At 60.2% G+C, this 15,347-nt stretch carries 23 protein-coding genes and 1 riboswitch; of the genes, 11 read left to right on the forward strand and 12 right to left on the reverse strand.

The window, feature by feature from the left end:
- Positions 1–64: 64 nt before the first annotated feature.
- Entirely contained in the window at positions 65–970 is a 906-nt protein-coding gene (locus K3180_RS02165; RefSeq protein ID WP_221537999.1) for a hypothetical protein, read from the reverse strand.
- Positions 971–1,165: 195 nt separating this feature from the next.
- Between K3180_RS02165 and K3180_RS02170 the strand changes: the two genes are divergently transcribed.
- From K3180_RS02170 to K3180_RS02185, 4 genes are all read left to right on the forward strand, one after another.
- Entirely contained in the window at positions 1,166–1,753 is a 588-nt protein-coding gene (locus tag K3180_RS02170) for a hypothetical protein (protein WP_221538000.1), read from the forward strand.
- A 295-nt stretch (positions 1,754–2,048) separates the two neighbouring features.
- Positions 2,049–2,582, forward strand: coding sequence for a LuxR C-terminal-related transcriptional regulator (locus tag K3180_RS02175; RefSeq protein ID WP_345719417.1), 534 nt, complete (start codon positions 2,049–2,051; stop codon positions 2,580–2,582).
- Positions 2,583–2,634: 52 nt separating this feature from the next.
- Positions 2,635–2,985 (forward strand): hypothetical protein, encoded by a 351-nt coding sequence (locus K3180_RS02180; protein ID WP_221538002.1) that lies wholly within the window; start codon positions 2,635–2,637, stop codon positions 2,983–2,985.
- An 11-nt stretch (positions 2,986–2,996) separates the two neighbouring features.
- On the forward strand, positions 2,997–3,446 hold the full coding sequence (locus tag K3180_RS02185; protein WP_221538003.1) for a hypothetical protein: 450 nt from the start codon (positions 2,997–2,999) through the stop codon (positions 3,444–3,446).
- A gap of 53 nt (positions 3,447–3,499) precedes the next feature.
- On the opposite strand, the gene K3180_RS02190 is transcribed toward K3180_RS02185, so the two are convergent.
- The 3 genes from K3180_RS02190 to K3180_RS02200 form a co-directional block, all read right to left on the reverse strand.
- A complete protein-coding gene (locus K3180_RS02190) occupies positions 3,500–3,844 on the reverse strand; it encodes an HPF/RaiA family ribosome-associated protein (RefSeq protein WP_221538004.1) in 345 nt (114 codons plus the stop codon).
- A gap of 193 nt (positions 3,845–4,037) precedes the next feature.
- Positions 4,038–4,253 (reverse strand): hypothetical protein, encoded by a 216-nt coding sequence (locus tag K3180_RS02195; RefSeq protein ID WP_221538005.1) that lies wholly within the window; start codon positions 4,251–4,253, stop codon positions 4,038–4,040.
- A gap of 87 nt (positions 4,254–4,340) precedes the next feature.
- A complete protein-coding gene (locus K3180_RS02200; protein ID WP_221538006.1) occupies positions 4,341–4,553 on the reverse strand; it encodes a cold-shock protein in 213 nt (70 codons plus the stop codon).
- A gap of 281 nt (positions 4,554–4,834) precedes the next feature.
- Here K3180_RS02200 and K3180_RS02205 point away from each other — a divergent pair, with 281 nt between their 5' ends.
- Entirely contained in the window at positions 4,835–4,993 is a 159-nt protein-coding gene (locus K3180_RS02205; protein ID WP_221538076.1) for a hypothetical protein, read from the forward strand.
- 4 nt (positions 4,994–4,997) lie between these two features.
- Here the strand turns inward: K3180_RS02205 and K3180_RS02210 are convergent, their stop codons facing one another.
- A complete protein-coding gene (locus tag K3180_RS02210) occupies positions 4,998–5,189 on the reverse strand; it encodes a hypothetical protein (protein ID WP_221538007.1) in 192 nt (63 codons plus the stop codon).
- Positions 5,190–5,212: 23 nt separating this feature from the next.
- The gene (locus K3180_RS02215) at positions 5,213–5,416 is read right to left on the reverse strand and encodes a dodecin family protein (protein ID WP_221538008.1); all 204 of its coding nucleotides are present in this window, start codon (positions 5,414–5,416) and stop codon (positions 5,213–5,215) included.
- A gap of 253 nt (positions 5,417–5,669) precedes the next feature.
- On the opposite strand from K3180_RS02215, the gene K3180_RS02220 reads away from it, so the two are divergent.
- Positions 5,670–6,050 (forward strand): hypothetical protein, encoded by a 381-nt coding sequence (locus K3180_RS02220; protein ID WP_221538009.1) that lies wholly within the window; start codon positions 5,670–5,672, stop codon positions 6,048–6,050.
- A 36-nt stretch (positions 6,051–6,086) separates the two neighbouring features.
- Here K3180_RS02220 and K3180_RS02225 read toward each other — a convergent pair whose 3' ends face one another.
- Positions 6,087–6,509, reverse strand: coding sequence for a YbaY family lipoprotein (locus K3180_RS02225; RefSeq protein WP_221538010.1), 423 nt, complete (start codon positions 6,507–6,509; stop codon positions 6,087–6,089).
- 110 nt (positions 6,510–6,619) lie between these two features.
- Here K3180_RS02225 and K3180_RS02230 point away from each other — a divergent pair, with 110 nt between their 5' ends.
- Positions 6,620–7,063 (forward strand): PRC-barrel domain containing protein, encoded by a 444-nt coding sequence (locus K3180_RS02230; protein ID WP_221538011.1) that lies wholly within the window; start codon positions 6,620–6,622, stop codon positions 7,061–7,063.
- An 87-nt stretch (positions 7,064–7,150) separates the two neighbouring features.
- On the opposite strand, the gene K3180_RS02235 is transcribed toward K3180_RS02230, so the two are convergent.
- Positions 7,151–7,774 carry a cation efflux transmembrane domain-containing protein gene (locus K3180_RS02235; RefSeq protein ID WP_221538012.1) on the reverse strand — a complete coding sequence of 208 codons (624 nt, stop codon included), beginning with the start codon at positions 7,772–7,774 and terminating at the stop codon, positions 7,151–7,153.
- 171 nt (positions 7,775–7,945) lie between these two features.
- Between K3180_RS02235 and K3180_RS02240 the strand changes: the two genes are divergently transcribed.
- Positions 7,946–8,563 (forward strand): DUF2726 domain-containing protein, encoded by a 618-nt coding sequence (locus K3180_RS02240; RefSeq protein WP_221538013.1) that lies wholly within the window; start codon positions 7,946–7,948, stop codon positions 8,561–8,563.
- Positions 8,564–8,594: 31 nt separating this feature from the next.
- On the opposite strand, the gene K3180_RS02245 is transcribed toward K3180_RS02240, so the two are convergent.
- The 4 genes from K3180_RS02245 to K3180_RS02260 all read right to left on the reverse strand — a co-directional run bounded on the left by K3180_RS02245 (position 8,595) and on the right by K3180_RS02260 (position 13,306).
- Positions 8,595–10,001, reverse strand: a complete 1,407-nt coding sequence (locus tag K3180_RS02245) for an RNA-binding domain-containing protein (RefSeq protein WP_221538014.1) — start codon at positions 9,999–10,001, stop codon at positions 8,595–8,597.
- 18 nt (positions 10,002–10,019) lie between these two features.
- Complete coding sequence (thiC, locus tag K3180_RS02250) at positions 10,020–11,924, reverse strand: phosphomethylpyrimidine synthase ThiC (protein WP_221538015.1); 1,905 nt, start codon at positions 11,922–11,924, stop codon at positions 10,020–10,022.
- 30 nt (positions 11,925–11,954) lie between these two features.
- Entirely contained in the window at positions 11,955–12,353 is a 399-nt protein-coding gene (locus K3180_RS02255; protein WP_221538016.1) for a hypothetical protein, read from the reverse strand.
- A gap of 35 nt (positions 12,354–12,388) precedes the next feature.
- A riboswitch (TPP riboswitch) is annotated at positions 12,389–12,493 on the reverse strand.
- Between the two features lie 201 nt (positions 12,494–12,694).
- The gene (locus K3180_RS02260; protein WP_221538017.1) at positions 12,695–13,306 is read right to left on the reverse strand and encodes a DUF4402 domain-containing protein; all 612 of its coding nucleotides are present in this window, start codon (positions 13,304–13,306) and stop codon (positions 12,695–12,697) included.
- 323 nt (positions 13,307–13,629) lie between these two features.
- On the opposite strand from K3180_RS02260, the gene K3180_RS02265 reads away from it, so the two are divergent.
- From K3180_RS02265 to K3180_RS02275, 3 genes are all read left to right on the forward strand, one after another.
- The gene (locus K3180_RS02265; RefSeq protein WP_221538018.1) at positions 13,630–14,070 is read left to right on the forward strand and encodes a hypothetical protein; all 441 of its coding nucleotides are present in this window, start codon (positions 13,630–13,632) and stop codon (positions 14,068–14,070) included.
- Positions 14,071–14,225: 155 nt separating this feature from the next.
- A complete protein-coding gene (locus K3180_RS02270) occupies positions 14,226–14,720 on the forward strand; it encodes a DUF4402 domain-containing protein (protein WP_221538019.1) in 495 nt (164 codons plus the stop codon).
- Positions 14,721–14,777: 57 nt separating this feature from the next.
- Entirely contained in the window at positions 14,778–15,308 is a 531-nt protein-coding gene (locus tag K3180_RS02275) for a DUF4402 domain-containing protein (protein WP_221538020.1), read from the forward strand.
- Positions 15,309–15,347: the final 39 nt, after the last annotated feature.

Raw genomic sequence — 15,347 nt, forward strand, 5'->3', positions numbered from 1 at the left:
TCCCAGCCTTTCTGCAAAGATGACCTGACGCTCCAAAAGCACAGCAGCAATAATCGCCCGGTGGTCAACCGCGCCCGAAAATTCGAGCCAGGAGCCCTTTCTTCTCCGGCTCTTCTTCCTGTACCGTTCCCGAAATCCGGCGGCGAAGATCGGTGCCGGATGGAGGTTCCTTGATTTCCTCGACTTCGCGGCGGGTAATCATGCTCTCGGGAAGCATTTCGGCCATTTGGGGGCCGCTCTCGACCTGTTTCGGTGTTGCCGGCCGATCACCCTCGATCAATCCGTGCACGGCCACAACGTCGGGCCTCATGTCGACCATGCCGGCTAACACCGGCACGTCATGCGGCAAGGGTTTGTCCTTGCAGATCCGTTCCACTGCGCGATGGAACAGGAGAGCGCGCCACCAGCATGCCAACACATATTCCACATAGCGCCGAGGCGCGTGATCGGGCGTATCGTCCCTGAAAAAGTGGCGTTCCTTGTGATGGACAAGCGCGGTGTTGATCGCATCGAGTCCCTCGCACTCGAGGAATACCTCGATATCCTCGTCATAGCCTGCCCAAGCCGGTCCTTCCTCTGCGGCGGTCTGTTCCACCAGCGCCGCCCTGTCGGCACGGCTGAAGACGAATGGCTCGTCCGTATACAGACCCAGCATCATATAGGGGTGATGCACTTGGCCCTTCTCGAAGGCGCGGTCGGTTTCATTCGCGATGGCCAGCGTTACCCCGGTGATCTGCTCTCCTTCATGCAGTTCGATCGCTTCGCACAATTCGTCCCAACCGGTGATTTTCACGCGGTCGGGCTCGTCGATCAGGCATCGCGTTGCCAGTTCCGTATCGAGCTCGGCGAGCTGCGCCGCCAGATATTCTTGCGCATCATCCAGTTGCCCGGCGTGAAAGTGTTCATGCATCACGGCAGTCCACGCTGCCTCGCCTTCCTGAGTGGCGAACTGGCTTTGTAATTCGTGCATCTTGCCCTTGGTCCGTTAGTCCCGGTCTGACGGGGGATTATGGCTTACATTCCTCACCATCCCATTAACTGTTCCGTCAGGCCAACCTTACCGATGGGATCGCCGACAACATGCAGGCGTTACCGCGGCAGGCCCGGGAGGGAACTCGGCAACCGAGGCATGCGTTACTTTTCAAAACGCTACTTGCGGAGACAGATGATGAAGTTCGCTCCCCAAATCCTGGGTGCGGTGGTAATCGTGGCAATCGCGGGAGCCGTGAGCGGCGCCATGATCGGGGATAGCACGGTTCTCAAGGAAGGATATAGCGACACCCTGCCCGAAACCCCGATCATCGGCGCATCCAACGATGGCTTGCGCAACATGGCGAGCCTGCCCGACCATTACCCGCTCAAGACTCCAGAAGGCACGATCGAGGTCGCGGAACTCGCCCTGCACGGCCGTCTCCACGATCGCGGTGGATCCATATGGCGGGAAGACCGAAGCAACGAGTCCGCGAAACTGAGCGCAGGCTATGATTTTTACAAGACAGCGAGCCCCGAAAGGATCGCGCGCGAAGGGGCTTTGCTCGCCTACACTGGAGGCCGCGCGGAGAGGCTGGACAGCTCGATTGAAGAGACCGGACCACCGGCCAGGCAACGCATCACCCGCGCAGAAGCTCCTATGGCCTTGGCCGAACCGGTGAAAATCGAAATCGCAGGACATTCCCAAGCAGCTCCTGCGGAACCGAAGATCGGTAACTCCAAGACTGTAGATGTTGCAGCTGCTCTCGCTCACCGAGACTGACGATAGATCTGCCATGTCGGCTTTCCGAGACCCTGACAGCATATATCTCGGCATAGCCCGTTCAATAAGACCGGCATGAAATGGTATGCGGGTTCAGATCAGGGCGGCATCAGAACAGTGTCGATTACGTTGATCGCGCCATATTAATAGAAAATTACCTATATAAATCTGTGACTTGACTAATTACGTCACTTTCTCCATATTAAGTCGAAATGATAACTTAGTAATTGAGGCTGTGGTTTGCGCCGCGGTCGATAGGGTCCGCATTTCCGACCTTTCCGAGGGGGGAAGCTACGTGGAACAAATTCTGGTCCGAAACGGACGTTTCAGAATTTCCGATGATACGGATCGTATCGTACTCCCCCTATGCGGCCGCCAACTTGACTGCATGACGCTCGTCAAAAAGGGGCTCACAACTAAACAAATCGCACGTGAACTGGGCATTTCTCCGCGAACGGTGGATCAGCATATCGGTGCTGCACTCGCAAATCTCGGTTGCGCCAACAGAACGGCTGCGGTTGCGCTGATGCACGAGTTCGAAAGAGGTCTGCACCGCAATTCGGAGACGCCGCTTATACTTTCGAATCCCGAAACGCTGGGCGATCCTGTGATTCACGCCGGGATGATATTTCCCAACGCCGGGCAGAGAGGCACGAGTTCGCCAAACGAACGGATCCTGCCCCGCCTCGGAGGTATCAGGAATACGGCCAACGCCCAGCTCCGCATCACCTGGATTTTCCGCATCGCGATGATCTGCAGTATGCTGACCTGTTTCCTCATTCTATCCATTATAGCGGCTTCCGCTCTGGCAAAGGGTCTCGCCGAATGATTTCTTTCCTTTCTCCGCAAGCAATCAGGGTTGCGGCATGAAGGAGAACATCATGTTCGAAATCGAAAAGTCATCCGGCCAGGTTGTTGCAGCCGACACGCAAAAATCCGTCGACGCGCTGGACCAGGCGGTCATGTCGATGGCACATCTTTGCGCCAGCATCGTCGAGGTGAGCCGGGCGTCGCGCCTGCCGGTCTCGACACCCCAACCGGCCCTTGCCAATGCCGGTGAGAGCCTGTCCAAATTGATCGCCGGCCGGGAAGACATCTCACACGCGGTCCGCGAGCTTATCGCCATTCAGCGCACATCGAGCCTTCAGGCCGTGTCGTTCGGCTGTCCCGACGGCTTGCCGCAGGCACAGGCGCAAAGATCCGAACCTGCTGTCGAAGCCGACGCTGCATAGGGAAGCCAGAGATGATCGTCGCATTTGCCTTCTGGTTGTTTCTCCTCGGAGCCTTATCGATCGGATGGCAAATCGGCGATGCATTGGATCGCAAGGCGATGGCTGCGATTTTCTGCGCCGCGACCTCCTTAATGGGATACGTCTTCGATGGCTTGGATAAGCATATCGCCGTGCGCATCGTAGATCTCCTGCTGCTTGCAATCATGGTCCGTATCGCAATGACATCCAACCGGCACTGGCCGATCTGGTTCGCGGGCATCCATGCCACGGCGGTCCTGATCGGCTTTGCCGGATTGATCTTGCCCGATGCGCGGGTGCCGGTGCTTTTCCTTGCCGCGGCATCCTGGGCGATCCCTGGAATAATCGTCATGGTGGTCGGTTTGCTTATCGACCGAAACAACGGGATCGGGGAACGCGGCCAGGAAAAAGCCCTCGCCCTGAAAGACATTACCTCCCCCTGACCCCGAACAGATTGGCCGGGACGGACTCACGTGCCCCGGCCGAATGCCACCTCTTAGAGAACCTTCTCCGGGCGAGGATCATGGCCGTGGCGCTGTTCCTTGCCGAAGGTCCGTTCAAGCCGCTGGACGAGCGTATTGGCCGCCTTGCGAGCCGCATCGTCCACCTTGGCGGCATGTTCGGTCACGCCGATCGGCTTGCCCGAGCGCGGGCGCGCCTCGATGGTACAGGCCTTGTCGTCGCCCCCGCCCTTGGCCCCATTCTCGTCACGCACGTGAATTTCGATCCGGGTCAGCCGTTCCTCGAACCGGGCAAGCTTGCTGCGAACGCTGGCCTCGATACGCTCGGCAACATTCTCCGTACCCATGACACTGCTGTCGGAATTGAACTGGACCTGCATGGCGCTTTTCTCCTTTTATGCCTTGCAGGATCAACGGACCGCCCGAGATTCGGTTTCCCGATTCCAGCTAGGAAATAGCGCGTGTCGCACTCTTTTCTTGGCACGACGAAACGGCGGTGAGGGTTGGCCCTCCCGCTAGCAAAGCATCGATAATGTAGAAAAGGTCCGCACGGAGGCGGGACTCGTCAGCCGGTCAGGAAGTGGCCGCGTCCAGCGCCATGCGCTCGGCAGCCTTCTCGCGTTCGAGCTTGCGGCGCTGTTCGGCAACGGAGCGGGCCTGTTCGGCGAGGCCCCGCCAGGTCTTTTCGGAACGCAGCGCCCGATCACGCACATTGGCCAATTCCGCGGCCTTCGCATCGGCGGCGGCTTCTTCCGCGCGGGTGGAATAGAATTCGTAGGTCTGGCTCATGTTCGCGGGGCTCCGATGGGAAACTGAAAGATGCTGCGCACCATGGCCGGGATCGCCGGCCACGGCGCGCAACGTCGGGTATTCGCGTCAGTCGGCAGCCGACAGGTTGATGGCGCTTTCCTTGCCATTGCGTCCCTGCTCGACTTCGTAGTTGAGGCGCTGCTCCTTATCGAGCGTCTGCATGCCTGCGGCCTGCACGGCGCTGATGTGCACGAAGCTGTCTGCCGAACCGTCGTCGGGCTGGATGAAGCCATAGCCCTTGTCGGAGTTGAAGAATTTTACGGTGCCAGTCTTGGCCATGTGATGTTCCTTTCGAGAACGGGTATTTGCCGCGCCGCGACATGCGGTGCGGTCGTGCGTAAGGTCGTCCGAAGAAAGGAAGTCGTCGTCTGGTTTACGCCGGGGCTGCAAGCAGCAAGCGGCGGTCGTCAAAATCCGAAGTCCGTCGCAAATTTCGACGTCAGCACGGGCTTAGTAGCACAGCCTTGGCGAGACTCCTAATCATTCGTCGCTATCGGCCATGTGGCCCATACGAATTGATGCGGGTGTTTGCCCGAAAGGGCGTATGGCCGCGGCGGGGCATGCCGCCCTTACTGGAAACGAACATGGCCAAGGGTCAACAACGCAAGAGCCGCGAAGCACGCAAGCCTAAGGCCGACAAGGGGCCCAAGCAGAACGCCTCCAATCCCAGCCTCAAGCCAGGCGCGATCCGCGGGCTGGAGAACATGAAGAACTCCTGAGCGGTCAGTCTTCGGCCGCGTCGCCGCCAGCACCGGCGGCGCGGGATTTCTTCGCGCCCCGGTGCTCTGCCAGCAGACGGTCGATCTCGCCGATCCGGCGGCGTTCGGGCGTATCCTTGGGCAAGCCCTTCAGACGCGAGGTCGCCCATAGCTGACGCCGTTCGGATTCGAGGTTCTTGAGGTAGAGATCGGCCACTGCCGGCGTTCCTTCCGTTTCGGTCAGTCGTTGACCACGAAGGTGATCTTGAGCGTGCAGCGCCATTCGGTGATGTCGCCTCCCGAAACCCGGGCCTTGGTATCCTTGACCCAGACGCTCTCGATCCCCTGGATGGTCTTGGCCGCGCGCTTTACGCCCTGGCGGACGGCATCCTCGATGCTTTCGGTCGAGGAGGAAATGACTTCGGTGACTTTGGCAACGGACATAATGGTCTCCTTGGATGGTGTGTGCCTTCCCAACCAAGCTCCGGCGCGCGCAGATGTTCCGCCGGAGTGTCCGCTCAGCCCCCTCCCCGCCAGGATGCGGGGCGAGACATGGACCGGTTGTTACACTGTCCAGGGGTAAAAACAGTCGGCTTGTGCGGAGAGGCGTCGGCATGAGCCATGTCGGCGTCGGCTTGCGCAGGGCGAGTGACGGCTTGCCCGCCCGAATTGTCGGCCTGCGCGCCGGAGTGTCAGCTTGCGACGCCCCGGCGCGCAGGTAGTCGAGCGCCTTCAGCCCCGGCCCTTCCCACGGCGAACGCTGCGCCTCCAGCCGCGCCCTGCTCGCCGCCGCACGGGCGCGCAGGCCGGTGCGGCGTGCACCCTCGAACGCTTCGCGAAAGGCGGGCCCGTCCAGCCGGGCGCGAAGGGCATAGGCCGCCTGCCGGCTCATCCCCACCGCCCTCGCCGCTTCCGCCACGCGCCCGCATTGTTCGAGCGCGCGCAGGAAGGCCTGCACCTTGGGCACGGTCCAGCGATAATCGGCATTGCACTGCCGCGCGCGCCTGCGCGAGCTGGCGGCAGCGGAGGCAGATGGGGCGGAAGGCTGAGTCGGTTCGTCGGTCATCCGGCAGGATGAGCCACGGCTGCACGCCTGTAGGAAAGTGTTTTCGCCTCAGCCCTGAGTGCGGACCATCACCAGCGTGCCCAGATCGATGCGGGCTTCCCCTGCCACCGGCGTCACGGGGGTTCGGGTGTCGGTGATCCACATCAGGCGGCCATCACCGTCTTCTATCCGCACGCGTGCGGAGGTGGTGATCGCGCCTTCCAGCGCCGCACGCGGCACCTCCACGGCAAAGGGCAGCGGCACCTGACGCCCATCGGCGGGATAGCTTTCCTCCGCCAGCACCGGAGCCGGGGCATCGGCGCGCGACACGTCCTCTATCCGGACGGTCATCACCGCATCGGGCGGCAGGGCGATACGTTCGCGATAGGTCGCCTCTCCGGTGACGGTGACCATGTCCTGTGCGGCAGGGGTGGTGGCACAGGCGGAGAGAGCCAGGGCCAGCGTGGCGGCGAGCGGGGCGAGAAGTTTCATTGCAGGTAAACTCCGCCGGATGCCATCGCGTTCCCGCCTGCCCCGCCGATTTCGGAACGGCGGCCTGCCGCACGCATTGAACGGGTGAACGATCATCACAAGGACCATCCATGCACCATCCCAAGACCGCCTTCACCAGCCTTGCCGCCGCCTGCGCCCTGATTGCCGCCTGCGGCGAAACCCCTGCCGAACAGGAAGCCGATCGCATGGAAGACCAGGTGGAAATGGAAGCCGACCAGAGCGCCTATGCCGCCAGCAATGAAGAGGCCGCGCTGGGCATGACCGAGGAAGAGCTGCTCGACGCCGATCTGCTCACCGCCGACGGCACCGACCTTGGCGATATCGAGGCGGTACGCCGCGATGCGGCTGGCGCGGTGACTGGGCTGGTCATCGAACTGGAAGACACCGATCCCGATCGCTGGGTCGAAGTGCCGATGGACGGCCTCACCACCCGGCCCGATGGCGACGATATGGACGTGCAGACCGGCATGAGCGCAGAAGACCTGTCCGCCCTGCCCGATGCGGAGATGGGCGCGATGAAATCCCCAGTCTGATCCTTCGCACCAGAATAAACGCAGGCCCGCCCCGGATTCCTCCGCGGCGGGCCTTGCTTTGTCCGGAGAGGGTTCGCCTGCCCGGCCTCAGGCGGTGCGAAGCTGCGGGGCGGCTTCTGCAATCACGCGCAGGGCGCTGCGCAGGAAGATCATCGCCATCAGCCCGCCGATCACGATGTCGGGCCATGGCGAGGCGAGCCCCCACACCAGCCCCGCGGCCACCAGCACGCCGCAATTGTTGATCACGTCATTGCGCGAACATTCGAAAGTGCTCGCCATGTTCACATCCTGGTGGCGGAAGCGGGTGAGCAGGCGCAGGCAGACGAGATTGGCGGCCAGCGCCAGCGCGCCGAACACCAGCATCAGCGTGGAGGACGGCGGCACCCCGCTCTGGATCTTGAGCACGACATTGACCGCGATCCCGATGCCGAGGCCAAGGATGACCACGCCCTTGAGCATCGCCGCCCCGGCCTTCCACCGGTCGCTGCGCGCCAGCGCGTAGAGGCTAACCGCATAGACCACCGCATCGCCCAGCATGTCCGACGCATCCGCCATCAGCGCGGCGGACCCGGCAATGATCCCCGCCCCGAATTCGAGCACGAACATCACGGCATTGATCGCCAGCACGATCACGAGCACGCGCCGCTGATCGGCCTGGCGCGCGAGCTTTTCCAGTTCGGTGGACTTGGAGGAACAGCAGTCTGCGGACATGCGGGCTATGTGGAACGGGTGCGGGGGGAGTGCAACAGGTTGATCTCGTCACCCCGGACCTGATCCGGGGTCCAGCTTCTAACAATTTAGGCGTGAAAGAAAGCTTTGACGATTTACTGCCATTTAGCACATTGAATTGCGAGCGATCCTGTGGGGAGGCGGATAGCGGTCATGGATATTATGGACATGGTTTCGGCCAATATGGGCAATTGGATTTCGATCCTCGTGTTCATTACGGTGTTCGCGCTGATTGTCGGTGTTGCCAAGGCGTTTCTCGAGCCGAAAAGCAAGGGCAGGCGCCGCCGTTCGAATTATCGCAAGCCCTACCTCAAGGACGTTTCGGATTTCCGCAGCAAGGGATCGACAGCGGATTCGACCGAGCAATTGCGCATCGTGATGGAAGCGGATTTCCAGTCCCGTTCGCTGCTCAACCGGCCCGAGGCAAAGGTGTTCAAGACGCTCGACGAGGCCGTGATCGCGCGCAATCCGGGCTGGCAGGTAATGGCGCAGGTTTCGCTGGGCGAGTTCCTGTCGAGCAAGAGCAAACCCGCCTATTTTGCAGTCAACTCAAAGCGCGTCGATTTCGCGCTGATGGACGAGAATTGCTGCGTGATCCACGCGCTCGAATATCAGGGCTCGGGCCACCACCAGGGCACCGCCGCCGCGCGCGATGCGGTGAAGAAGGAAGCGCTGCGCAAGGCGGGCATCGGCTATCACGAGATCGTCGCCGGCCACACCACGCCGAGCGAACTCAGGGCGCTGGTGGAGAAGCTGGTTCCGGCGGGTTAGCCTTCAGAGCCTCGAATTAGCGGCGTATTGATCAAGCTTCGTTCTTGATTTTGCCTTCTGGGGTAAGTTGCCAAGCCGATTTAGGGCCTGCCAACCCCGGAACCCGCTCGATCAACCCCTCATCACGAAGTTTGTAGAACTCAATTTTCACAAGGTTTTCCGATTTAATTCCAGTGATGTCGCGCGCCTGCCGGTTTGTGATCCGGTCCTCAGTCTGCAGGAATTCCATAATTGCAGCGGTAGGGGCTGCTAACTTGGCGTGTGGCAGAGTGACTTTGACGTAGTTGCCGTCGATACCGATTTCGGGTTCTTTGAAGCCCCACTCTTTCATTTTTTGGAAGGTCGTGTTCAGGCCCTCTCCAAGGTCCTTGTTTGGCGCATTTGGGTATCGAGCCAAGGTTCTTACGAGTTTTGGGTTGCGTGAGAACCGCGCCTCCAGAATGTTGTCTACCGTAACGTAGCCCGGCAACGTGCCTGGGCTTAGAATTTCCATCCTATTGTCGAAAATCAGTATCTGGATATCGTCGGATATTGAATAATCTCGATGGATGAATGCGTTTACGATGGTTTCCCAGATCGCTTCTGGCGGATACTCCAAACCCTTAAGGCCATCCGAAGTCCAGACCTCAACCGCATTCATGACCTCCTGCACCTTTTCGACGGTATCGGAAATTGCGCGATACATCGGACCTTCAATAGTGAATTGCTCGGCTAGGTGATCCCTTTCTGGATCGTCCTCAGAGGTCGTATACCTTGTGATTTTGACCCCGCATTTGCGGGGAATGAATGCACTGGGACTAGGCGAAAAAAGAAGGGCCGCAGCAACACGCGGCCTCCAACTTTTCGGTTCCAAAAGATTTTGATTAAGGGCGAACTCGAGAGGGTCACTTTTTGGCGATACATGCTCAAGAAACCCGACCATCTCCGGAGCTTCAACGATGTTTTCCGCAGGCAAATCATCGAGCGGAGCATCTTCGAAGCTCTTCGCCCCTTTCGCAAAACCCAGCGCGGCTATGCGCTCTGGATCTTTGATCGGTATCGATTGTGCCCCTTGCCTGACGAAGACTGTGTTGTCGGCCGCCTTGTATACGCTGGCGCCCTTTTCAACGCGCAACAACAAGAGATACCCCGGAAAATGACCGTCAGATTTCAGAAACTCGTATTGCAATTCCGGTGGCGGATTCAATTCGAAGAGGCTTTGCAGGATACCATTCATTGACTCCAAGTCTGAAAACCCATTCAGACGACTCCTTCCTTCAGCCTCCTTTTCATCTGCAATGCCTACAATGAGTTCGCCACCGTCCGCATTGGCAAAAGCCACGACGGCCTTCTGCAGTTTTGCGGGAGGCGTCTCGCGGGCCTTGAAGTCAAAGAAATGGCTTTCGTCACGCTCGAGGATGCCGTCGATTTCTCCTTCATCTATGAGCCTGACTTTCATTCCTCACCTATCATTTTCTTATTCCTGATCAGGCAGATATAGACGGTCTCCCTTCTCCCGGTAAACCTCGCTCATTTCCGCCATGCCTTTCTCCGCTTCCTCGGCCTCTTCGGCTGAAGTCTCGCGCTTGATGTTTTCGCTGGCAAGATAGCTCTCCGAATTCTGCTTCGCGGCGAATTCGCGCACTTCCTGCGTGATCTTCATGCTGCAGAACTTCGGGCCGCACATACTGCAGAAATGCGCGGTCTTGGCGCCTTCTGCGGGGAGGGTCTGGTCGTGGTATTGCTCTGCGGTGTCGGGATCGAGGCTGAGGTTGAACTGGTCGCGCCAGCGGAATTCGAAGCGGGCCTTGGATAGCGCGTCGTCGCGGACCTTGGCGGCGGGATGGCCCTTGGCGAGGTCGGCGGCGTGGGCGGCGAGCTTGTAGGTCACCACGCCCACCTTCACATCGTCGCGGTCGGGCAGGCCGAGATGTTCCTTGGGCGTGACGTAGCAGAGCATCGCGGTGCCGTACCAGCCGATCTGCGCCGCGCCGATGCCGCTGGTGATGTGGTCGTACCCCGGCGCGATGTCGGTGACGAGGGGGCCGAGGGTATAGAAGGGCGCTTCGCCGCAGGCCTCGAGCTGCTTGTCCATGTTCTCCTTGATCTTGTGCATCGGCACATGGCCGGGGCCTTCGATCATCACCTGCACGTCCTGCGCCCAAGCGCGCTTGGTGAGTTCGCCCAAAGTGTAGAGTTCGGCGAACTGGGCTTCGTCATTGGCGTCGGCGATGGAGCCGGGGCGCAGGCCGTCGCCGAGCGAATAGGCGATGTCATAGGCCTTCATGATCTCGGTGATCTCGTCGAAGCGTTCGTAGAGGAAGCTCTCCTTGTGATGCGCGAGGCACCATTTCGCCATGATCGAGCCGCCGCGGCTGACGATGCCGGTGACGCGCTTTGCGGTCATCGGCACGTAAGGCAGGCGCACGCCGGCGTGGATGGTGAAATAGTCGACGCCCTGCTCGGCCTGCTCGATCAGCGTGTCGCGGAATATCTCCCAGGTCAGGTCTTCGGCAATGCCGCCGACCTTTTCGAGCGCCTGGTAGATCGGCACGGTGCCGATGGGGACGGGGCTGTTGCGGATGATCCATTCGCGGGTGTCGTGGATGTTGCGGCCGGTGGAGAGGTCCATCACCGTGTCCGCGCCCCAGCGGATCGACCAGACCATCTTGTCGACCTCGTTCGCCACGTCGCTCGCCACGGCGGAGTTGCCGATGTTGGCGTTGATCTTGACGAGGAAGTTGCGCCCGATCGCCATCGGTTCGGTTTCGGGGTGGTTGATGTTGCTGGGGATGATCGCGCGGCCGCGTGCCACCTCGTCGCGGACGAATTCGGGGGTGACGTAATCGGGCAGCGATGCGCCCCAGGGCTGGCCATCGTTGCGCGCCTCCAGCCGGGCAGCTTCCTCGCGCAGCATTTCGCGGCCGAGGTTCTCGCGCTCGGCCACATACTCCATCTCGGGCGTGATGATGCCGCGGCGGGCATAGTGCATCTGGCTGACATTGGCGCCCGGCTTTGCGCGCAGCACTTTCTTCGCCACGTTGGGGAAAGCGGGCACACCGCCCGAACGGTCGGGACCGAGCTGGCCATTGTCTTCGGGCTTCACCTCACGGGCATCGTATTCCTCGACATCGCCGCGGGCGAGGATCCATTCGCGCCGCTTCTGCTCGAGGCCCTTGCGGATATCGATGACCGCATCGGGATCGGTATAGGGGCCGGAGGTATCGTAAACCCGCACGCTGGGCTCGCCGCCCTCGAGATCGATCTCACGCATGGCGACGCGCACGCCGCTGCCGCTCTTCGCGCCGACATGGACCTTGCGGCTGCCGCGGATCGGGCCGGTGGTGACGCCGATGTCGAATGTGCTGTTGATGTCGGCCATGAAACGGACCTTTCTTCGATGCAGGTGAAACTAGAGACGGAACAGGGCGGAGCCGATGAGGAACGCGCCGAGGATCAGCGAGAACCACGCCCAGAGCTGGTTGGCCTTGCCCATCAGGCGGCGGGCGAGACGCATGAGGCCATCGCCGAACGCAAGGATCAGCGCGCCCTCGGCCGCCATCCAGCCGCCGAGTATGGTGATGAGGATCGCGAGCCAGTCGTCCGGCCGCCATGGCGACACGAGATAGATCGCCCCGCCCAGTCCGATACAGACGATGCCGGTCAGGAAGCGCAGCGCTGTATTGCGTTCGTAATCCTCGAGCATTGCGGCCCACCCGCCCGGATGGCGCAATTCTCCGATACCTGCCGCTAGGGCGTAAAGCCCCATGAACAGGGCAATCCATGCAGGAATGTCGACACCTTCGGCCATGCGTAATCTCTCCACGATGCGGGAGAGCGGACTACGCGCAATGGCCGCCCACTCCCTCCGCCGATGCTAATCGGTTCAGGTTCGACGGGTCGGCGGACTTCAACCGCCCTCTCAGCCTCATGGCTCCCCGGGGATGGCAGGCGGTGTAGGCGTTTGGAGCCGGCGCGTCCAGCGGCTCGGGCAAGAAAGCGTGATTGCTATAGCGCGCGATCTCGGGGGCAAATCTTGTTCGGATAGGCGATGGTCTTCCAGCACGCCGACGACTTCGCTCGCAGTCTCTTCAGGCGCATACCGCCAGTTCGTCACCCACGACCGGATAGGCAACCTGGCATCTGTCCGTGTTAGTCGATACTGACGACCATCACATCCAGATATGTCGGGATGACCACTTCCGCACCGCCTCCGGTATTGGTCACCTGCAGCGTGGCACCGATGGTAAATTCCGTTCTGCACACGCGGGTCTGGCAATTGGGCAGGCTGAGCGTGACGATCTGTCCATCGGCAATCATCGTATACCCGGGAATGTCCGAAGTGAGGTTCTTCAACCTCGACTCGACCCCACCGTTCGAATAGAGGCCGCTGCTGATGCCGAGCTGGACCTCGACCGTGATGACCCTTTTGCCTTCGTTCCCACGATCATATGTGACAACGAATTTGGCCGGGCCTGTATCCGCCGCTCCTGCTGAAAGAATGCCGGTATCCCGCACACTTCCATCGGTGCCTACCACTCGCTCGCCGGAATAGGGCACGGCGATCTTCCCGAAGCGGAGGTTGCTCTGTTCGATTATCTGGATCGTCCGGGGTGCCGCGGCGGCGGGGACGGGCAAGGAACCCAGCATCAGACAGGCCGAAGCAAGGAATGCGCCCGCGCCTTTACCGAATACGCATGCAATTCTCCGGACTACGGACAATACCCGTCCTCCACCTGCCGCGGCGGCCATCCCCTTGCGCATCAATAGTTTCCTTTGCAGGTCCGGCATCATGAGAAAAGGCCATGTAATTTTCCGATAACTCTTCCATTACTGCCATATGGTTAATTTGTGGTTATTACGTAGAACCTTCTAAACACTATAGTCATTACTGAGTTCTACTTAGTATAACTGACCTATATGTAGAATATCATAAGCATGCCCCCTCTCCCATTTTGGGACAGTTTGACTTGTTCGTACCAAGAGAACATGCAGGTAGCGGAACATCTTGTTGGGAAAGGCACAAACTTCCTATGCCGACTTGTACAAAACAGTCCGGGAATTATTGTCCTCTTGCCTTGGTCACTTTGGCTGCCCTTCCCTTTATATTTTGTACTTCGGCTGCCAGCGCGCAGGATAGCGCTTCTTCATCGGTCGGTCGCGCCTCGGCACTTGTGATCGAACCCTTATCCGTCACGGCCAAGGCGGATATGACGTTCTCGATCGTGGCGACATCCGGCCAGACCAGGATTGCCGGGAAGGCCGGACGATTCGAAATCAGATCGCCAGGCGCTTACGAATTTTCCCTGACGATCCAGCCCGATGTGCTGGCCACCTCCCCGACATCCGACACGGGCCTGGCGGTGGGCAGCATCGAGGCGCGCGGTTCGAACTGGCTGGAAGGATCGGAGTGGCACGGGCCCGACGGTATCAGCACAGTCCGATTCTCGGGTCGGCTCCGGGTTCCCGAAGGTGCAGACGGCGATGAATACATCGGTCATGTCTTGGTTAATTTAGCGTATCATTAAGCCTGTTCGGCAAGATTGAATCCCGTTTTTCCGCGTCTTTCGATGGTTAATTCGCCCCTAACCACGAATAAGCGTTTTCTTAAAATCGCAACCCTAGAATTGAGGTCACGCAAGGGGACACCTTCGTTACTGTGAGCAATTCGAGGATCGTTACGATGAAAAAGATTTTTGTAAGTGCAATCGCACTCACCCTTCCCGTCGCTGCTGTTGCAGCTCCGGGCGATTCCGACACCGCAACCGGCACCGCAACCGCCACGGTCGTCGCTCCGATCGAACTGGAGCATGACGCGGGCGCCGCCCTTTCATTCGGCAGCTTCCTGGCGGGCGCGGGCGGCACTGTCGTCGTGACACCGGGCGGCGCGGGTTCGGTGACCGGCGACGTGGAATTCGTGAGCGGTTCGGTTAACACCGCCGACAGCTTCACCGTTGCAGGTGACGCAAACCGTTCCTTTACCATCTCGGCAACGGGCGGTTCGGTTTCCAACGGAACCGAAACCATGACCTTTACAACTGCTGTATCTTCGGCCTCCGATACGCTCGACACCAACGGTGACGGCAGCTTCACGGTCGGCGGCACGCTGACCGTCGCAGCCGACCAGGCCGCTGGTGACTACACCGGCACCTACGACGCGACTGTAGCGTACAACTAAGAACGTGGGCGGATCCGGTCGGCCGATCTTTCGGTCGGCCGGGTCCGTCACTCCTCCATGCAGCCGTCCATCCATCTTTTCACGGCCGCCGCGGTCGCCTGCTTCTGCGCATTCGCCGCTGAGCCCGCTGCCGCCCAGGCAGCCGAAGCCCGGCTCGAGGGCAGCGCGCAGGCGGTCGTCGTCGAACCGGCCGGGATAACCGCCATCGAAGATCTGCGTTTCGGCGCGATCATGCAGCCGGCCACTGCCGGGACGGTGACGGTGGGTACGGATGACTCGATCAGCGCGACGGGCGGCGCCGTCGTCGGGATTACAACTCCACAACCCGGCACACGCGGCGCTGGCCGCTTCACCATCACGGGGGATGCAAACAGGATGTTCAGAGTATCCCATCCGAACAGGCTGACGATATTCAACGGAACTGCATCAATGACCGTGGATAAATTACGCAGCAACGTGAATGGCCAGGAACGATTTGACGCGAACGGCAGCTATGAGCTCCGCATCGGCGGTCGACTGCAGATCGGTGCGAACCAACCTGCGGGAGACTATACCGGCACCTACGAGGTAACGGTAATTTATCATTAATTTACCAAGTCCGGTCATAAGCGGAAGGTACGTAAAACT

Source organism: Qipengyuania huizhouensis, assembly GCF_019711635.1.
Classification (GTDB): Bacteria; Pseudomonadota; Alphaproteobacteria; order Sphingomonadales; family Sphingomonadaceae; genus Qipengyuania; species Qipengyuania huizhouensis.

Bases quoted from the DNA above. Each gene is read 5' to 3' on its own strand.
- K3180_RS02230 (WP_221538011.1), top strand. From the start codon at position 6,620: ATGCACCATCCCAAGACCGCCTTCACCAGCCTTGCCGCCGCCTGCGCC.
- K3180_RS02200 (WP_221538006.1), bottom strand. From the start codon at position 4,553: ATGGCCAAGACTGGCACCGTAAAATTCTTCAACTCCGACAAGGGCTAT.
- K3180_RS02260 (WP_221538017.1), bottom strand. From the start codon at position 13,306: ATGCGCAAGGGGATGGCCGCCGCGGCAGGTGGAGGACGGGTATTGTCC.
- K3180_RS02240 (WP_221538013.1), top strand. From the start codon at position 7,946: ATGGATATTATGGACATGGTTTCGGCCAATATGGGCAATTGGATTTCG.
- K3180_RS02170 (WP_221538000.1), top strand. From the start codon at position 1,166: ATGATGAAGTTCGCTCCCCAAATCCTGGGTGCGGTGGTAATCGTGGCA.
- K3180_RS02195 (WP_221538005.1), bottom strand. From the start codon at position 4,253: ATGAGCCAGACCTACGAATTCTATTCCACCCGCGCGGAAGAAGCCGCC.
- K3180_RS02245 (WP_221538014.1), bottom strand. From the start codon at position 10,001: ATGAAAGTCAGGCTCATAGATGAAGGAGAAATCGACGGCATCCTCGAG.
- K3180_RS02190 (WP_221538004.1), bottom strand. From the start codon at position 3,844: ATGCAGGTCCAGTTCAATTCCGACAGCAGTGTCATGGGTACGGAGAAT.
- K3180_RS02180 (WP_221538002.1), top strand. From the start codon at position 2,635: ATGTTCGAAATCGAAAAGTCATCCGGCCAGGTTGTTGCAGCCGACACG.
- K3180_RS02270 (WP_221538019.1), top strand. From the start codon at position 14,226: ATGAAAAAGATTTTTGTAAGTGCAATCGCACTCACCCTTCCCGTCGCT.
- K3180_RS02225 (WP_221538010.1), bottom strand. From the start codon at position 6,509: ATGAAACTTCTCGCCCCGCTCGCCGCCACGCTGGCCCTGGCTCTCTCC.
- thiC (WP_221538015.1), bottom strand. From the start codon at position 11,924: ATGGCCGACATCAACAGCACATTCGACATCGGCGTCACCACCGGCCCG.
- K3180_RS02235 (WP_221538012.1), bottom strand. From the start codon at position 7,774: ATGTCCGCAGACTGCTGTTCCTCCAAGTCCACCGAACTGGAAAAGCTC.
- K3180_RS02205 (WP_221538076.1), top strand. From the start codon at position 4,835: ATGCCGCCCTTACTGGAAACGAACATGGCCAAGGGTCAACAACGCAAG.
- K3180_RS02255 (WP_221538016.1), bottom strand. From the start codon at position 12,353: ATGGCCGAAGGTGTCGACATTCCTGCATGGATTGCCCTGTTCATGGGG.
- K3180_RS02185 (WP_221538003.1), top strand. From the start codon at position 2,997: ATGATCGTCGCATTTGCCTTCTGGTTGTTTCTCCTCGGAGCCTTATCG.
- K3180_RS02215 (WP_221538008.1), bottom strand. From the start codon at position 5,416: ATGTCCGTTGCCAAAGTCACCGAAGTCATTTCCTCCTCGACCGAAAGC.
- K3180_RS02165 (WP_221537999.1), bottom strand. From the start codon at position 970: ATGCACGAATTACAAAGCCAGTTCGCCACTCAGGAAGGCGAGGCAGCG.
- K3180_RS02275 (WP_221538020.1), top strand. From the start codon at position 14,778: ATGCAGCCGTCCATCCATCTTTTCACGGCCGCCGCGGTCGCCTGCTTC.